Source organism: Microbacterium sp. OVT16B, assembly GCF_019969705.1.
GTDB lineage: Bacteria > Actinomycetota > Actinomycetes > Actinomycetales > Microbacteriaceae > Microbacterium > Microbacterium natoriense.
Genome location: NZ_JAHXZA010000001.1, coordinates 3,114,999 through 3,131,236, shown reverse-complemented (window position 1 = coordinate 3,131,236; position 16,238 = coordinate 3,114,999). Strand labels below are relative to the sequence as shown.

Annotated in this window: 10 protein-coding genes; 4 read left to right on the top strand and 6 right to left on the bottom strand. The window is 71.3% G+C overall.

Features of this window, described 5'->3' with window-relative positions; genetic code table 11:
• Positions 1 to 13: 13 nt before the first annotated feature.
• Positions 14 to 2,002, bottom strand: a complete 1,989-nt coding sequence (locus LC438_RS14800; protein WP_223587031.1) for a YhgE/Pip domain-containing protein — start codon at positions 2,000 to 2,002, stop codon at positions 14 to 16.
• Positions 1,999 to 4,839: an efflux RND transporter permease subunit gene (locus tag LC438_RS14795; RefSeq protein ID WP_223587030.1), complete on the bottom strand. Its 2,841-nt coding sequence runs from the start codon at positions 4,837 to 4,839 to the stop codon at positions 1,999 to 2,001. The genes LC438_RS14800 and LC438_RS14795 overlap by 4 nt, the downstream gene beginning before the upstream one ends.
• A 122-nt stretch (positions 4,840 to 4,961) precedes the next feature.
• On the opposite strand from LC438_RS14795, the gene LC438_RS14790 reads away from it, so the two are divergent.
• The 3 genes from LC438_RS14790 (at position 4,962) to LC438_RS14780 (ending at position 7,663) form a co-directional block, all read left to right on the top strand.
• Positions 4,962 to 5,585 (top strand): TetR/AcrR family transcriptional regulator, encoded by a 624-nt coding sequence (locus LC438_RS14790; RefSeq protein ID WP_223587029.1) that lies wholly within the window; start codon positions 4,962 to 4,964, stop codon positions 5,583 to 5,585.
• Between the two features lie 103 nt (positions 5,586 to 5,688).
• Complete coding sequence (locus LC438_RS14785) at positions 5,689 to 6,375, top strand: helix-turn-helix domain-containing protein (RefSeq protein ID WP_223587028.1); 687 nt, start codon at positions 5,689 to 5,691, stop codon at positions 6,373 to 6,375.
• Positions 6,376 to 6,412: 37 nt separating this feature from the next.
• Complete coding sequence (locus tag LC438_RS14780; RefSeq protein WP_223587027.1) at positions 6,413 to 7,663, top strand: MFS transporter; 1,251 nt, start codon at positions 6,413 to 6,415, stop codon at positions 7,661 to 7,663.
• Between the two features lie 24 nt (positions 7,664 to 7,687).
• Here the strand turns inward: LC438_RS14780 and LC438_RS14775 are convergent, their stop codons facing one another.
• Together LC438_RS14775 and LC438_RS14770 are read right to left on the bottom strand one after the other, a co-directional pair.
• The gene (locus LC438_RS14775; protein ID WP_223587026.1) at positions 7,688 to 8,002 is read right to left on the bottom strand and encodes a DUF2277 domain-containing protein; all 315 of its coding nucleotides are present in this window, start codon (positions 8,000 to 8,002) and stop codon (positions 7,688 to 7,690) included.
• 9 nt (positions 8,003 to 8,011) lie between these two features.
• On the bottom strand, positions 8,012 to 9,004 hold the full coding sequence (locus LC438_RS14770) for an o-succinylbenzoate synthase (RefSeq protein WP_105676024.1): 993 nt from the start codon (positions 9,002 to 9,004) through the stop codon (positions 8,012 to 8,014).
• A gap of 62 nt (positions 9,005 to 9,066) precedes the next feature.
• On the opposite strand from LC438_RS14770, the gene metH reads away from it, so the two are divergent.
• Positions 9,067 to 12,693, top strand: a complete 3,627-nt coding sequence (gene metH, locus LC438_RS14765) for a methionine synthase (protein WP_223587025.1) — start codon at positions 9,067 to 9,069, stop codon at positions 12,691 to 12,693.
• A gap of 51 nt (positions 12,694 to 12,744) precedes the next feature.
• Here metH and LC438_RS14760 read toward each other — a convergent pair whose 3' ends face one another.
• Both LC438_RS14760 and LC438_RS14755 read right to left on the bottom strand, forming a co-directional pair.
• Positions 12,745 to 15,645 (bottom strand): ATP-binding cassette domain-containing protein, encoded by a 2,901-nt coding sequence (locus tag LC438_RS14760; protein WP_223587024.1) that lies wholly within the window; start codon positions 15,643 to 15,645, stop codon positions 12,745 to 12,747.
• Positions 15,642 to 16,190 carry a hypothetical protein gene (locus LC438_RS14755; RefSeq protein ID WP_223587023.1) on the bottom strand — a complete coding sequence of 183 codons (549 nt, stop codon included), beginning with the start codon at positions 16,188 to 16,190 and terminating at the stop codon, positions 15,642 to 15,644. The genes LC438_RS14760 and LC438_RS14755 overlap by 4 nt, the downstream gene beginning before the upstream one ends.
• Between the last annotated feature and the right edge of the window lie 48 nt (positions 16,191 to 16,238).

Genomic DNA, 16,238 nt, shown 5'->3' with positions numbered 1-16,238 from the left:
GGTCGATGGATGCTCAGGCGGTCGCGAGCACCGTCTTCGCAGAGGTCGTCCGGCGAAGGGCGATCGCGAGGGTCGTGACGATCAGGGACAGCACACCCCAGACGACGAGCCCCGCTGCGGCCCCGCCGTTCGCGGCGATGAGACCCGTGAACGCGGGCGCCGTGGGCAGGGAGGCGCCGATCGCCGAGAGCCACCCGGGAACGGTCGAGATGAGCCCGGTCGCGACGGCCAGCACACCGACCAGAGCGCCGATCCAGCGGCCGATCCCGCCGAAGACCGCGACGAGCGCCTGGTTCACCGCGGCGAACACGACGCCGGCGAGCACAGCCGTGCCGGCGAACGCCCACCAGGTCGCCGCGTCATAGCTCGCCACGATCTGCACGATGAGCGCCACGAGCACGCCCTGGCCGGCGCCGATCAGCGCGGCCGGCGCGAAGGAGCGCAGAGCGAGACCGGCCGAGGAACGGCGGGACGTGAGGGTGCGCGCCGTGTGCGCCCGCATCACGATGAACGAGGCTAGTCCGCCGAACCACAGCACGACGGCGGCGAGCAGCGGGATCGCGGTCGGGCCGAAGATCGTGTCCATCTTCGAGTTCGAGGTGACCGGGTCGGCCATCACGGTCGCCAGCGACTTCGACTCGCCGTCGGTGAACGACGGCAGGGAGTCGGAGGCCTTGCGCAGTCCACCGGCGAGATCACCGGTGCCCGTCGCCAGGGTGTCGAGCCCGGTGGCGAGCTCGGTCGCTCCGGTGGACAGCTGCGTGGCGCCGTCCGACAGCTGCGTCGCCCCGTCGGCGAGCTGGCGGGCGCCGCTCGCGGACTTGTCGATGCCGTCGGTGGCGAGCTGGTTGAGGCCGGCGGAGATGGATGAGGCGGCGGTGCCGGCATCGCGCATCTGTGCGGAGAGGGTCGCGGTCGCCTCCGTGTTGAAGGCCTTGAGTCCTGCCGCGGTGCCGGTCGCGGCTCCTGCTGCCAGAATCGCCGGACCCTTCTCCGGGTCGACGAGGCCGGCCGCCGTCGCCGATGCGTTCTTGAGTTTCGCGCAGAAGTCGGGCGTCGCGACCGTGTCGCATTCACCGACCAGTTTCGTGAGCTCCGTCGACAGACCGGACACTCCGGCTGCGACGCCGCTGGTCAGCTGCTGCACGGCAGCCGCGCCGTCCGACAGCTTTGCGGGGACGAGGCCCGTCTGCTGCAATCCGGACGCCCCGCCGAGCAGCCCGGACCCGAGCTGTCCCGCGCCGGCGGCGATCTGACGGGTGCTGCCGGCGATCGTGCCGAGGCCGTTCGCGAGATCGGAGGCGCCGGATCCGAGACCGGACGCGCCGGTGGCCAGCTTCGCGGCACCGTCCGGGATCGCGGCCGCACCGGTCGCGGCATCCCGTGCCCCGGAGGCGAGTTGCAGCGCGCCGTCAGCCGCTTCGCCGATCTGGTCGCCGAGGGTGGTGAAGCCGACCAGCACGTTGCTCATGGTCGCCTCGCTGAGCATCGAGCCCATCGTCGACGTCGCGACCGAGGCGATCTGGCTGGTGATGAGATCGTCGGCGACGAGGCCGTCTGGCGGAGTGGTGACGGTGATGGTCGCCTTCTCGGCCTTGTCGGAGGCCGCGCCGCCGCCGTCGGAGATCGCCTGGCCTGCTGAGGTCGCGGCGGCGGAGAAGTCCTCGGGGATCGTGATGACGGCCTGGTAGGTGCCGTCGGCGAGACCTTCGGCGGCGTCGTCCTTGTTGGAGATGACCCAGGTGAGGTTGGAGTCGAGGTCGTCCGAGCCCTCGACGAGCCCCGCAGAGAGCTGTCGGCCCAGCGGGGTCAGCTGCCCGTCGATCGTGACCGGGTCGTCGAGGTTCACGATCGCGGCGGTCATGGAGTCCAGCCGCTCGGTCGGGTTCTGCAGCGCCGCGACGAGGATGCCCCCGACGGCTGCGGGGAGCAGCAGGATGCCGAGGATCGTCAGCCACGTGATGGGCTTGCGGGAGCGTGCGCGCTCGATGGGGAGGGTCATGCGGTCACCTCGGTGGATTCTGCGGAGTCTTCGGCGTCGAGGCCGGCGGCATCCGTCGCGTCTGCGGCGGAGTCGGGGTGGGCGGCGGGCTCGTCGGCGAGGCGAGGAGCGGGTGCGCTCACATCGACGAGGTCCGTGGTCTCGCGCCCGGCGGACGCGAGGATGTCGAGCGCCGCGGCAGGAGCGGCGGCGGTGAGGAGCACGGCCGTGGCGGCATCCGCGTCGCGCAGTCGCGCGGCGAGCTGATCGCGCGCCGCCTGCGGCAGCAGGTCGACGCCGTCGATCACGACGAGTGCAGGGCGGCCGCGCAGGGCTTCGGAGAGATCGGATGCCGTGGCTCCGGCATCCGTCGCGATCACCGTTCCGACGTGCGCCCTGACCCACGCTGCGCGTCCGGGGAGGAGGTGGCCGGCGACCCGCAGTCGACCGTCGTCGGGGGTGACGCGGCCGGCGATCGCGAGGGCGAGCGCGCGGAGCGCACCGGGGGCGGCTCCGGTGAGGACCGCCGATCCGCCTGGTGCGACACGCAGGTGCAGTCCGTCGATGCCGGTGTCGGCGAGCACGAGGCCGTCGGCGGCGACGACCGAGTCGTCTCCGGGCCAGGAGGAGAGGTGCCGCTCACGCTCAACGGCCTCGCCCTCGATGTCGACGCTGGGGAGGATCCGTTCGAGCCACGCGGGGATCTGCCAGGCGCGCTCGCCGAGGATGGCCATGAGCGCCGGGATCAGCGTCATCCGCACGAGGAAGGCGTCGATCGCGATGCCCGCGGCGAGCCCCAGCGCGATCGGCTTGAGCGAGGAGTCGCCCTCGGGGACGAACGCGACGAACACCGCGAACATGATGAGTCCTGCGGCGGTGACGACCTTCGCCGAGCCCGTGAAGCCGCTGCGCACGGCTCGGAGCGCCGCGGCCCGGCGCGCCGCACGGTCGGGGTTCTTCGAGTCCTTGTCGTGCACGAAGTCCTCGCGCATGCGGGAGACGAGGAACACCTGATAGTCCATCGCGAGTCCGAACAGCACGCCCATCAGGATGATCGGCATGAAGCTGATGATCGGGCCGACCTTCGCGACGTGCAGGAGGTCGGCGAACCAGCCCCACTCGAAGACGGCGCCGACGATGCCGAACGCCGCGACGATCGAGAGCAGGTAGCCGAGGGCGGCGGTGACGGGGACCCAGATCGAGCGGAACACGATGGTCAGCAGGATCAGCGAGAGGCCGATCACGAAGATGCCGAACGGCAGCAGCGCGTTGCCGAGCTGGTCGGAGATGTCGATCCCGACGGCGGTGAAGCCCGTGACCTTGAGGTCGATGCCGAACTCCTTCAGCCACTCGTCGTGGTGGGAGCGGAGCTCGCGCACGAGATCGGCTGTCGCGGGGGCGTCGGGCGCCGTCTCGGGGATGATCTGCACGATGCCGGTGTCGGCGGTCTCGTTGGGGGTCGAGAGGGCGACCTCCTTCACGCCGTCGACCTTCGCGACGGCGTCTCCGAGATCCTCCATGAGGCCCAGCGGATCGGTCGACGTGACGATCGTGCCGGTGAGGATCAGCGGACCGTTGAAGCCGGCGCCGAACTCCTCGCCGACGAGGTCGTAGGTCTGCCGCGCCTCGGAGTCCTTCGGCAGCACGCCCGCGTTCGGGAGCGCGAGGTTCAGGCTCAGCGCGGGCACCGCGACGATGCCGAGTCCGATCACGACCGCGAGCGACACGAGGATCGGGCGCTTCGTGACGCCGGAGACCCAGCGCTGGCTGAACGAGCGACGGGCCTCGGGGGCGGGGGCGGGGGCGCCCTTGCGCGCCTTGCGCTCGCGGCGCGGCCAGCCGGTGACCCGTCCCTTCACGAAGCCGAGGACGGCCGGGGTGAGGGTCACGGCGATCGCCACGGCCACGGCGACCGCGACGGATGCCGCGATGCCCATGGTCGTGAGGAAGGGGATGCCGGCGAATCCGAGGCCGATCAGCGCGATCAGCACGGTGACTCCGGCGAACACGACCGCAGACCCCGCTGTGCCCACGGCGCGCGACGCGGACTCCTCGGGGTCGACGCCCTCGCGCACCTGATCCTGGTGTCTCGCCATGATGAACAGGGCGTAGTCGATGCCGACGGCGAGCCCGAGCATGAGCGCCAGGAGCGGCGTGGTCGAGGAGACGGTCGCGAAGGCCGTGGCGGCGAAGATGCCGGCCATGGAGATGCCGACGCCGAGGATCGCGGTGAGCAGCGGGAGCCCTGCGACGACGAAGGAGCGGAACGTGACGATGAGGACGAGCAGGGCGATCAGCAGGCCGACGGCCTCGGTGAGCGTCACACCGGGGATGGACATCGCGAAGAGGTCCCCGCCGAGGGAGGTCTGCGAGCCGTCGGGGAGCGCTGTGGAGAGCTCGTCGACGGTGCGGGTGAGAGCATCCTTCGTCTCGGCGGAGACGTCGGTCGCCTGCCCCTCGAACTGCAGGCGCACGATCGCGGCGGTCTTGTCGTCGTTGATCATGCCCTTGACCATCTCGTCATAGGGCGAGGTGACGGCGAGGACGCCCTTCATCGTCGACAGCTCGTCGACGGCGTGCTCCACGTCCGTCCGGTAGGCGTCATCCGTGATGTGGTCGCCGTCGGCAGCGACGACGATGAACTGCGCGTTGGTGCCGCTCACCTGGGGGAACGAGCGGGACAGCTGCTCGAGGCCGGCCTGCGATTCGGTCCCGGGGATCGAGAAGGTGTTGTCGGTGCCCTGCCCCAGAGCCAGCGCACCGGCGCCGGCGATGCCGAGCACGATGAGCCAGGAGACGAGCACGCGCCAGGGGTGCCGGAACGACCAGCGCCCGAGCGAGGACAGGAGAGTGGACACGACGTTCCTCCGAGGATCCCAGTTGGATACACAGGTGTATCCAATACATAGATGTATCGTAAAGGTGTCGGCCCGCGAAAGTCTGTGTGCCGGGTGTGAGAATGAGGGGGCAGGAGGATTCGATGACGACATCCACGACGCGCAGTCGCGAGAACACACGAGCCAGGCTGCTCGATGCCGCAGCACAGGTGTTCGCCGAGGTGGGCCTCGACGGCGCATCGGTCGAGGCCGTGTGCGAGCGCGCAGGCTTCACCCGCGGAGCCTTCTACTCCAACTTCGAGTCCAAGGACGAGCTCTTCCTCACGCTCGCCGCCAGTGTGGGCGAGGTGCGCGTGAAGGCGGTCCGCGCCCGCGTCGAGGAGATGACGGCCGACGGCGCGCTCGCCGAGGGGTGCGATCCCGTCGAGCTCGTGCAGGACGTCATGGACTCGGGCGGCGACGACCGTCTCGGCGTGATGCTCATGAGCGAGATCCGCATCCGAGCACTTCGGGACGAGGCCTTCGGCGCCGCCTATCTCGCCCAGGAGCGCGAGATGGTCGCCAGCATCGCGCAGATCATCACCGACATCGTCGCCGCCGGTCTCCTGCGGCTGCGCGTGCCCGCCGAGGCTGCTGCACGCATGCTCATGATCGTGTGGGAGGGCATGACCGTGCGCGGCGCGATGGACGGGCAGGATGCTGCGCAGCTGCGCCGCTCCGGCGGTGTCGAGCTCGGACGCCTGGTGCAGCTGCTCATCGAGGAGTGAGGCGCGCGCCGTGCGCGCCCCTTCCCGCCGCCCACGGAGTGCCGCGGACGGCGCATCGGCTGTGGGCCTTGTTATAGAGAGCACACTCTCATAACCTGGTTAGGTGACCCTAACCCCATCTCCGGATCGTCCGCCGTCCCGACGCGGTCCCGGCAGGCCCGTCGCGGTCGACGCCGACGCGATCGCCCGCGCCGTGCTCGACATCGGCTTCCTCGAGCTGACGTTCGCCGCCGTCGCCGCACGGCTCGGAGTCGGACAGGCGACGCTGTACCGCCATGCCCGCACGAGGGACGAGCTGGTGCGCCTCGGTCTCGACCTCGCTCTGCGGAGAGGGGAGTGGCCGGGACTCGACGGTGACTGGCATCCGCTGTTGGAACGCTGGGCGATCGCCTCCTGGCGCATCTGGGAGCAGCATCCGGGAGCCGCGGCCGAGGTCGCCAGGGGCGTCATCCCGGCGTCGATCGTCACCATCGCAGACAGCGTGGCCGCTGCGCTGGTCGAGCGCGGATTCTCGCCGAACGCCGCCGTGCTCGCGGTCGATCTCGTGTTCGACCTCGCCGCGGACAGCCGTCGGGGCGCTGAGGCCTTCGATGCTCCGCTGCCAGGACAGGCGGGCGGGATGCGCGCGATGGTGGAGCGCCAGTGGAGGGCGCCGCACAGCGGAAAGGCGACCGACGACGTGCGATCCGCGATGATCCGCGCCATCACCGCCGATCCGTTCGAGTGGTTCCACGGCAAGCTCCGCGTCGTCCTCGCCGGCATCCGACACGAACTCGCCGGTCGACAGTGACCGCCGTCCACCCGAACCCGTCTGAGAGGACTTGCCCATGACCGGCGCCGACACCGCCTCGATCCCCATCGCCCCCGCTGCCCCGCGTCCACAGGTGCCCCTGCTGCTGGCCGCGGTCTTCCTCGCCTATCTCGCGCAGATGACCCTCAATCCGATCATCGCGCCGCTGTCGAGGGATGTCGGTCTCGCCGAGTGGCAGATCGGCGCCACCATCAGCGTCGCTGCCGTCATGATCGTCCTCACCAGCCAGTTCTGGGGTCGCCGTTCGCAGTCGTGGGGACGCAAGCCCGTGCTCGTCCTCGCACTCGCGCTCGCCGTCGCGACCATGGTGCTCTTCGCGCTCACGGCGTGGGCCGGCATGACGGGGCTCCTCAGCGGCACCGTGCTCTTCCTGCTCTTCGTCCTCTTCCGCGGCATCGGATTCGGATCGGCGCTGGCGGCCGTTCCGCCCACCGCGCAGGCGTACATCGCCGACGTCACGGAGGACGAGAAGGCGAGGGTCAAGGGGATGGCGGGCGTCGGAGCTGTCCAGGGGATCGCCATGATCGCGGGCTCCGTGGTCGGGGGAGTGCTCTCGGCGTTCGGGCTGCTCACCCCGCTGGCGGTCGTCCCGCTCCTGCTGGTCGTGGCGCTCCTCGTCGTCGCCTTCCGTCTGCGGAGGGAGACCAGGACGGAGCTGATCGCGGAGCCGGTCCGCGTGCGCCCGTCTGACCCGAGAGTCTGGCCGTTCCTCGTCGCCGGCTTCGGGATGTTCACGGCGCTGGGGTTCATCCAGGTCATCACGGGGTTCATCGTTCAGGACCGCCTCGGCCTGGCGTCGGCGCAGACCGGCGTCGTGACGGGGGCTGCGCTCCTGGCGGCAGGAATCGGCATGGTCGTCGCGCAGACCGTCATCGTGCCGCGCAGCGGATGGATGCCGCCGACGCTGCTGCGTGTCGGCGGGGGCACGGCCCTGCTCGGGTTCGCGCTGCTCACCGTGGACCTCGGAGCGTGGTCGCTGTTCACCGCGATCTTCCTCATCGGGCTCGGCCTCGGCACCGCGATGCCCGGGTACACGGCCGGCCCCACCCTGCTCGTCCGGCGCGACGAGCAGGGCGGCCTCGCCGGACTCATCGGCGCGACCACGGGGTTGACCTTCGTCGTCGCTCCGCTGCTCGGTACGGCGCTCTACGGCGTGGAGCCGGTGCTCCCCATCGCCATCGGCGCCGTCATCATGGCCTTCGTCACGGTGTTCGTGTGGGTGCACCCGCGTTTCCGGGAGCCCGTCGAGCGGCCCGTCTCCTCGTAGCGGCAGACCTCGTAAGGGCCGGACTCAGGATGCGGCGCGCGCTGCCCGCTTCTCCTGCTGGAACACGCGGATCGCTTCGTAGCGCTCAGCGGATCGGGCCTGGCGCTTCGCCGCCTCCTCCGCACGGTTCTTCGGCGGCGCCGGGGTGACGAGCTCGTCGAGCAGACGACGCGTCGACTCCGCGATCTCGGCGACGGCGCGGTCGAACACCTCCTGATTCGCTCGCGAGGGCTTCGTCGTGCCCGCGATCTTGCGCACGAACTGGAGCGCGGCGTCGTGGCACTCCTCGTCGGTGGCGGCCGGTTCGAGGCTGTTCAGAGGGACGATGTTGCGGCACATGCAGCCAGGCTAGGACGCATCTCCGACGCCGCCAAGCACCTCGTGGCAGCGGCCGAGGCGGGCCAGCCACCAGTCGCGGCGCTCGTCGGAGGCCGCGAGCCGCGTGAGCGCCGCGGCATCCGGTGCCACCCTGCCCACCGGAATCGAGCCGTCGACCGGACGGAGGTCGGCGACGTCGTCGAGGAACAGCGACGCCGTTCCGAGTCCGCAGTCGAAGTCGAGCCGCGGCAGCGCGGCGGCGAGGGCGGCGCCCTGGGAGAGCCCGATCGCGGTGTCGAGGGCGCTCGACACGACCACGGGGAGTCCGGCGGCGGTCACGATCTGGAGCGCGTGCGTGACGCCGCCGAGCGGCTGCGCCTTCACGACGAGGAGGTCGGCCGCCTTCGCGCGGGCCACGGCGAGCGGGTCGGACGACTTGCGCACGCTCTCGTCGGCGGCGACCGGGATGCCCATGTACTTCACCCGTCGGCGCAGCTCGGCGAGCTCGTCGACCGTCGCGCACGGCTGCTCGACGTACTCCAGGTCGAACTCGTTGAGGGCGTGCACGGCGTGCTCGGCCTCGTCGACGTTCCACAGACCGTTCGCATCGACGCGGATGCGGCCCTCCGGACCCATGACCTCGCGCACGGCGCGCACACGGGCCACGTCGTCGGCGAGCGTCTGACCGGGCTCGGCGACCTTGACCTTGGCGGTGCGGCACCCGGGGAATCGGGCGAGCACCTCGGCCACCTTCGACGCGTCGACCGCGGGGACGGTGGCATTGACCGGGATGCGGTCGCGCAGCGGCTCCGGCTGGGCGTTCCAGGCGAAGTCGATCGCCGCGGCGAGCCAGGTCGAGGCCTCGGCATCCGCGTACTCCACGAAGGGGGAGAACTCCGCCCAGCCCTCGGGGCCCTCGAAGAGCAGGGCCTCTCTCGTGTCGACGCCGCGGAAGCGCGTGTGCATCGGGAGGGAGACGACCCGTGCCGAGTCGATCAGGTCTGCGAGCGGCGGGAGCGTCATAGGGTCCATCTTGCTCCGTCGCGGGCCGAAACACGGCGGGAACTCGCCCCTAGGCTGGGAGCATGTCGCACCCCCGTCACGCCCTCGACATCGAGGCCTTCGACCGCCCGGCCCGCTCGCAGGCGCTGCTGGATGCCGTGCACTCGCGCGTGGTCATCGCCGACGGCGCGATGGGCACCATGCTGCAGCAGCACGATCTGTCTATCGAGGCCGACTTCCAGGGGCTCGAGGGGTGCAACGAGATCCTCAACGTCACCCGCCCCGACGTGATCGGCGGCATCCATGACGCGTACTTCGCGACGGGCATCGACGCGGTCGAGACCAACACGTTCGGGGCCAACTGGTCGAACCTGTCGGACTACGGCATCGACGACCGCATCCATGAGCTCGCCGAGCGCGGCGCGCGCATCGCCCGCGAGCGCGCGGAGGCCGCCGAGGCCGTGGACGGTCGCGTGCGCTGGGTGCTGGGGTCGATGGGGCCAGGCACCAAGCTGCCGACCCTCGGCCACACCACGTACGACCATCTCAAGCAGACGTTCGCGCTGCAGGCGGAGGGCCTGATCGACGGAGGCGCCGACGCGTTCCTCATCGAGACCAGCCAGGACCTGCTGCAGACGAAGGCCGCGGTGAACGGATGCCGTCAGGCGATCGTGGCGCGCGGCATCCGTCTGCCGATCTTCGTCGAGGTGACCGTCGAGACCACCGGCACCATGTTGATGGGGTCGGAGATCGGCGCCGCGCTGACGGCGCTGGAACCGCTCGGGGTCGACGCGATCGGCCTGAACTGCGCCACCGGCCCCGCCGAGATGAGCGAGCACCTGCGCCACCTGTCGAAGCACTCCACGGTGCCGATCGCGTGCATGCCCAACGCGGGGCTGCCCGTGCTCGGCGCGAACGGCGCGCACTACCCGCTGACCCCTGCGGAGCTGGCGACCGCGCACGAGCAGTTCGTGCGCGAGTTCGGTCTGGGGCTGGTGGGCGGATGCTGCGGCACCACCCCCGAGCACCTCGCTGCGGTGGTCGAGCGGCTGGAGCCGTACCGTACCCGCGCGCTGACCACTCGCACGCCCGAGGTCGAGTCGGGCGTCGCGTCGCTCTACCAGCACGTGTCGTTCGATCAGGACGCCTCGTACCTCGCGATCGGCGAGCGGACGAACGCGAACGGCTCGAAGGCGTTCCGCGAGGCGATGCTGGAGGAGCGCTGGGACGACTGCGTCGAGATCGCCCGCAACCAGATCCGCGTCGGCGCGCACCTGCTCGACGTGTGCGTGGACTACGTGGGGCGTGACGGCGTCGCCGACATCCGCGAGGTCGTCTCGCGCTTCGCCTCGCAGTCGACGCTGCCGCTCGTGATCGACTCGACCGAGCCGCCCGTGATCCAGGCGGGACTGGAGCTCATCGGAGGGCGCCCCGTCGTCAACTCCGTGAACTACGAAGACGGCGACGGCGCCGACAGCCGGTTCGGCCGCATCATGCCGCTCGTCAAGGAGCACGGCGCCGCGGTCGTCGCGCTCACGATCGACGAACAGGGACAGGCCCGCACGACCGAGGGCAAGGTCGCGATCGCCTCGCGCCTGATCGACTCGCTGGTGGGCGAGTGGGGCATGCGCGTGGAGGACATCATCGTCGACGCGCTGACGTTCCCGATCGCCACCGGCCAGGAGGAGACCCGGCGCGACGGCATCGAGACGATCGAGGCCATCCGGCAGATCACGCAGAAGTACCCCGGCATCCACACCACCCTCGGTGTCTCGAACGTGTCGTTCGGGCTCAACCCCGCCGCGCGCATGGTGCTCAACTCGGTGTTCCTGCACGAGGCATCGGAGGCCGGCCTGTCGAGCGGCATCATCGACGCCGCCAAGATCGTCCCCCTGGCCTCCCTGCCCGAGGAGCAGCGCAAGGTCGCGCTCGACCTGGTGTGGGACCGCCGCGAGTACGACGCTGACGGGAACGTCACCTACGACCCGCTGTCGACCATGCTCGACCTGTTCGCCGGAGTCGACACCGCGGCCCTGCGCGACCAGCGCGCCGCCGAGCTCGCGGCACTCCCGGTCGGCGAGCGGCTGGAGCGGCGCATCATCGACGGCGAGGGCAAGGGGCTCGAAGCCGACCTCGACCTCGCACGTGCCGAGGGCAAGACCGCGCTCGGCATCATCAACGACCACCTGCTCGAGGGCATGAAGATCGTCGGCGAGCGGTTCGGCGCGGGTGAGATGCAGCTGCCGTTCGTGCTGCAGTCGGCCGAGGTCATGAAGACCGCGGTCGCGCTGCTCGAACCGCACATGGAGAAGTCGGATGCCTCGGGCAAGGGCACCATGGTGATCGCGACCGTGCGCGGAGACGTGCACGACATCGGCAAGAACCTCGTCGACATCATCCTCACGAACAACGGCTACAGGGTGATCAACCTCGGCATCAAGCAGCCGATCGCCGACATCATCGCGGCGGCCGAGGAGCACGACGCCGACGTGATCGGCATGTCGGGCCTGCTCGTGAAGTCGACGGTCGTGATGAAGGAGAACCTGCTGGAGCTGCAGGCCCGCGGGCTCGCGAAGAAGTGGCCCGTGATCCTCGGCGGCGCCGCCCTCACTCGCGCCTACGTCGAGGACGATCTGGCGGGCATGTTCGACGGCGAGGTGCGCTACGCCAAGGACGCGTTCGAGGGGCTCGCGCTCATGGAGCCGCTCGTGCGGGTCGCGCGCGGCGAGGACGCCTCCGAAGTCGGACTGCCGGCGCTCAAGAAGCGCATCCACGCGCGCGGCGCCCAGCTCACGCTGACGGAGCCCGAGGCGATGCCCGGCCGCTCCGACGTGGCATCCGACAACGAGGTCCCTGCGCCGCCGTTCTGGGGCACCCGCATCGTGCGCGGCATCGCGCTCGCCGACTACGCTGCCTTCCTCGACGAGCGCGCCACCTTCATGGGGCAGTGGGGTCTCAAGCCCGGCCGAGGCGAAGACGGAGCGTCCTACGAGCAGCTCGTCGAGTCCGAGGGGCGCCCGCGCCTGCGGTACTGGCTCGACCGGATCCTCGGCGAGGGGATGCTCGACGCCTCCGTCGCCTACGGCTACTTCCCTGTGGTGTCGGAGGGGGATGACGTCGTGGTGCTGCACCACGGCGACGACCCGACCGGCACCCTGGGCGTGCCCGGACTGCTCGCACCCGACGGAGGTTCCGGCGGACCCGTCGGGACGGATCGGCTGCGGTTCACGTTCCCGCGGCAGCGTCGCGATCGACACCTGGACCTCGCGGACTTCGTGCGCTCGCGCGAGTCGGGGCAGGTCGATGTGCTCCCCGTGCAGCTCGTCACCGCGGGCGCCGCGATCGACAAGGTCACCGCGAAGCTGTTCGCCGAGGACCGGTACCGCGACTACTACGAGCTCAACGGCCTCGTGATGCAGCTCACGGAGGCGCTCGCCGAGTTCTGGCACGCGCGCATCCGCTCCGAACTCGGCTTCTCGGCCGAAGACCCCACCGACACGGCTGGTCTGTTCAAGCTCGAGTACCGTGGCGCCCGCTTCTCGCTGGGCTACCCCGCGTGCCCCGACATGGAGGATCGCCGCAAGGTCGTCGAGCTGCTGCGCCCCGAGCGCATGGGCGTCGAGCTCAGCGACGAGCTGCAGCTGCACCCGGAGCAGTCCACCGACGCGTTCGTGTTCCACCACCCCGAGGCGAAGTACTTCTCGGTCTGAGCAGGCTGCATCACTGATGCCCGTCTGAGTCTCGACGCCCGCTGGCAGACGTCAGCGAAGCGGGGCGTCGACGGCCAGGTGGGGCGTCGACCGGGTACGGCGGGCCGCCACGGGCTTCGCGCGGCGGAGGGCGGCGAGCACGGGACGGCCGATCAGCGCGACGCCCACGATCGTCGTGATCGCGCGCAGGGTGTCCCAGCCCGCGCTCGAGGTGACGAGCGAGTACAGCAGGAAGCTGCCGAGGTTCTGCCCGATCGGCGCACCCGGCGCGTAGGAGATGGCCGTGCCCGATCCGATCGCGAAGGGCCAGAACCACAGGTTCAGCAGCAGGCCGAACAGGTAGGAGGCGAGGGCTCCGTATGCGCACAGCATCACGATCTCGCCCCAGCCCCGGACCCTGCGGGGGAGGAGCCCTGCACCGGCTCCCACCCAGGCGCACGCGAACATCTGGAAGGGCGTCCACGGGCCGAACCCGCCGAACACGGTCGACGACAGCAGGATGGTGGACACCCCGAGCAGCATGCCGAACCGTGCGCCGAAGGCGCGACCGGCGAGCACGAGCAGGATGAACACGGCCTCGACGCCGCCCACGCCGGTGCTCGCGATGCGCAGGGCCGTGCCGATCGCCGCGAGCACGCCGAGGTACGCGAGCACGTGCGCTGATCGCACGGTCTGGTCGAGGGCCGCGACGGCGACGACCACGGCGATCGGCGCCAGCGCGAGAGCGACCCACGGGACCGCCGCGTCGGCCTGCGCGGGCACCGCCGCGGCGACGAAGGGCCAGGTGAAGGATGCCAGGGCCACGAGGTTCGCGGCGAGAAGTGTGAGCGGTGTCCAGCGCGCGGCGGGACGAGGAGCGGCAGACCCCGCCACGCGCCCACCGGTCACGCGCGGTGAACGAGCCGGAGCGGGGGCGCCGGCCACGGCATCCGCCGCTCGCGGATCCGTGCGCAGCGCCGCGTCGATCCGCGATGCACGGCTCTTGCCCGCCCGCTCGACGAGGGAGGGCAGAGACGGCGCTGCGACGGATGCCGGGACGATGCCGTCCCGCATCGGCAGCACCTTCGCGCCGAGTGCCGCCGCGAAGTCGGCGTCGTGCGTCGCCATGAGCACGGCGGCGCCGGCATCCGCCGCCTGCTCCAGCGCGGAGCGCACCTGCTCGCGGGCGCGGGAGTCGAGTCCGCGCGTGGGCTCGTCGATCATCAGCGCCTCGGGGGAGCGCGCGAGCTGCAGGGCGATCGCCAGGCACCTGCGCTCGCCGAGGGAGAGGTCGCGGGGATGCCGCGGCATCCGCTCTGCGAGACCTGCGGCGTCGAGGCTGAGGAATGCCGCGAATCGGTCGGCCGTGGACGTGGGGGAGTGGATGCCGTGCCGCTGCGCCGAGCGGTCGGCCCGCGCGCACTCGGCGGCGACGGTGTCGCGCGTGAACAGATCGTCGGAGGCGTCGGGGACGAGCACGGGGGCGCCGACGACCTCCAGGCCGTGCGGCGGCAGGGCGAGGGCCGTGAGCAGCGACGACTTGCCCGCGCCGTTCGGTCCGATCAGCGCGGCGATCTCGCCGTTCCCGAGAGCGAGGGAGGCGTCGTGCACCGCGACGACGTCGCCGTGGGCGATGCGGACGTGCGACACCGCGAGGACAGGCGACGGAGACGCCGCCGGAGGGAGAGGGGCCGACGCGGTGCGATGCGGTGCAGGTTCCGGATGGATGACCTTCGGCGTCGTGCTGCGCTCGGTCGACCCCGTCGACACCGTGCCCTGCTCGATCGACCGCCACTCGTCGGCGACGCCGTCGAACGCGGCTGCCCTGTGCTCGGCGACGAGCACGCAGGCTCCCCCCTCGTGAGCCAGCGCGTCCAAGGCGGCGACGACGCGCACGCGCGCCTCCGCGTCCAGATCGGCGAGCGGCTCATCCACGAGCAGCAGGATCGGCTGCTCGACCACCGCGGCGGCGATCGCGACCATCGTCGCCTCCCCCGCGGAGAGCGTGTGCACGGAGCGGTCCCGCAGGCCGGCGATGTCCAGGCGCTCCAGCACCTCGTCGACGCGGGCGCTCACGATCACGGCGGCGACGCCGCGCAGCTGCAGCGACAGGCCGATCTCGTCGCGGACGAGCTCGCTGCAGAACGCCTCACGGGGGTTCTGCAGCACCACGCCGACCAGCCGCGAGGAGTCGCGCGGCGGCATCCGCCGTCGGTCGCGGCCTGCGACCTCGACGACGCCCGTCGACCAGCCCCCGTCGACGTGGTCCACGAGGCCGGCGAGCCCGCGCAGCAGCGTCGACTTGCCCGAGCCGGTCGGTCCGGTGACGGCGGTGAGCGCTCCGGTGCCGAGGGTGAGCTCGGGCACGGTCAGCACCGCGTCGTCGCCGAACCCGAACGCCGCGTCCCGCAGGCGGACCGGGCTCGTGCACTCCCCGTCGACGGCATCGCCGCCGAAGCCGCGCAGCTCCAGCCCGTTCGCGACGGCGGCGGCGCGTTCCAGGGTGCGTTCGAGCACCGGCACCAGCATCCGCGGTCCCGGCCTCTCGCCGCGAAGACGCTGGGCGGTGTGCACCGTGCGAACGGCCTGACCGAGCCCGGGGAGCGTGGACCAGGCGACGGCGAGAGCACGGGCGATGCCGCGCAGCGGACCGCGCCTCGCGAGCAGCCCGAACGCCCTGGACACGTCGAAGATCGCGTTCAGCAGCCCGAACAGCAGTATGACGGCGGCGATCGGCAGTGCGGACAGCGCGGCATCCGCGAGTCCGTCGACCGTCACGGGGCCGAGGAGCGTCACCCAGCTGAACGGCGCGGGGAGGCGGATCGCGGGCAGAGGGAGCAGCACGGGGCCGCTGCCGGCGGCTCCGTTGAAGAGCACGCGGTAGAGGATGCGGGCGACGACGAACACCGCCGCCAGCCCCGCCGCCGCGCGCAGCGGGCCGGGTCTCAGTCTGAGCCGGCCCGCATCGCTCACGACGCGGGTGCGGCGGGAGCGCCGTTCAGCGTGAAGAGCAGCTCGACGCTGTCGCCGGGGTTGAGCTCGAGGGCGGAGAGACCCGTCTGCGCGTAGTCCCACGTGCCGCCTGCGGGCTTGACCCACAGGCCCCAGTACGCGGCGGCCGGAGGCATGTCGGCGCAGGTCTCGTGGTAGGCGGCGCCGTCGTCGCCGGTCAGCTCGGTGTCTTCGGCGGGCACGCCGTTCACACGGCAGATCACGTCGTCGGGGTACGTCGTGGTGCCGACGGTGGTGAACCCGGCTTCGGAGACGGCATCCGTCCCCAGGATCTTCCCGTCCGTGTCGACGCAGACCGAGGAGGAGGGATCGTCGGAGACGTCGAGGTCGCCCGTGTCGACGACCACGGTCACCCCGGCGCACGACTCAGCAGACGCGGTCGACGAGGATGACGGCGACGACGTGGGCTCGGAGGAGGGCGCCGGCGGCGTACAGGCGGTCAACGCGAGCGTCAGGGCGGATGCCGCGACGAGGGACAGGGCGAGGTGGCGGGTCTTCGGGGTCACCGTTACACCCTACGGAATCGGGGACATCTCGCCCGTCCGTCGTGTCAC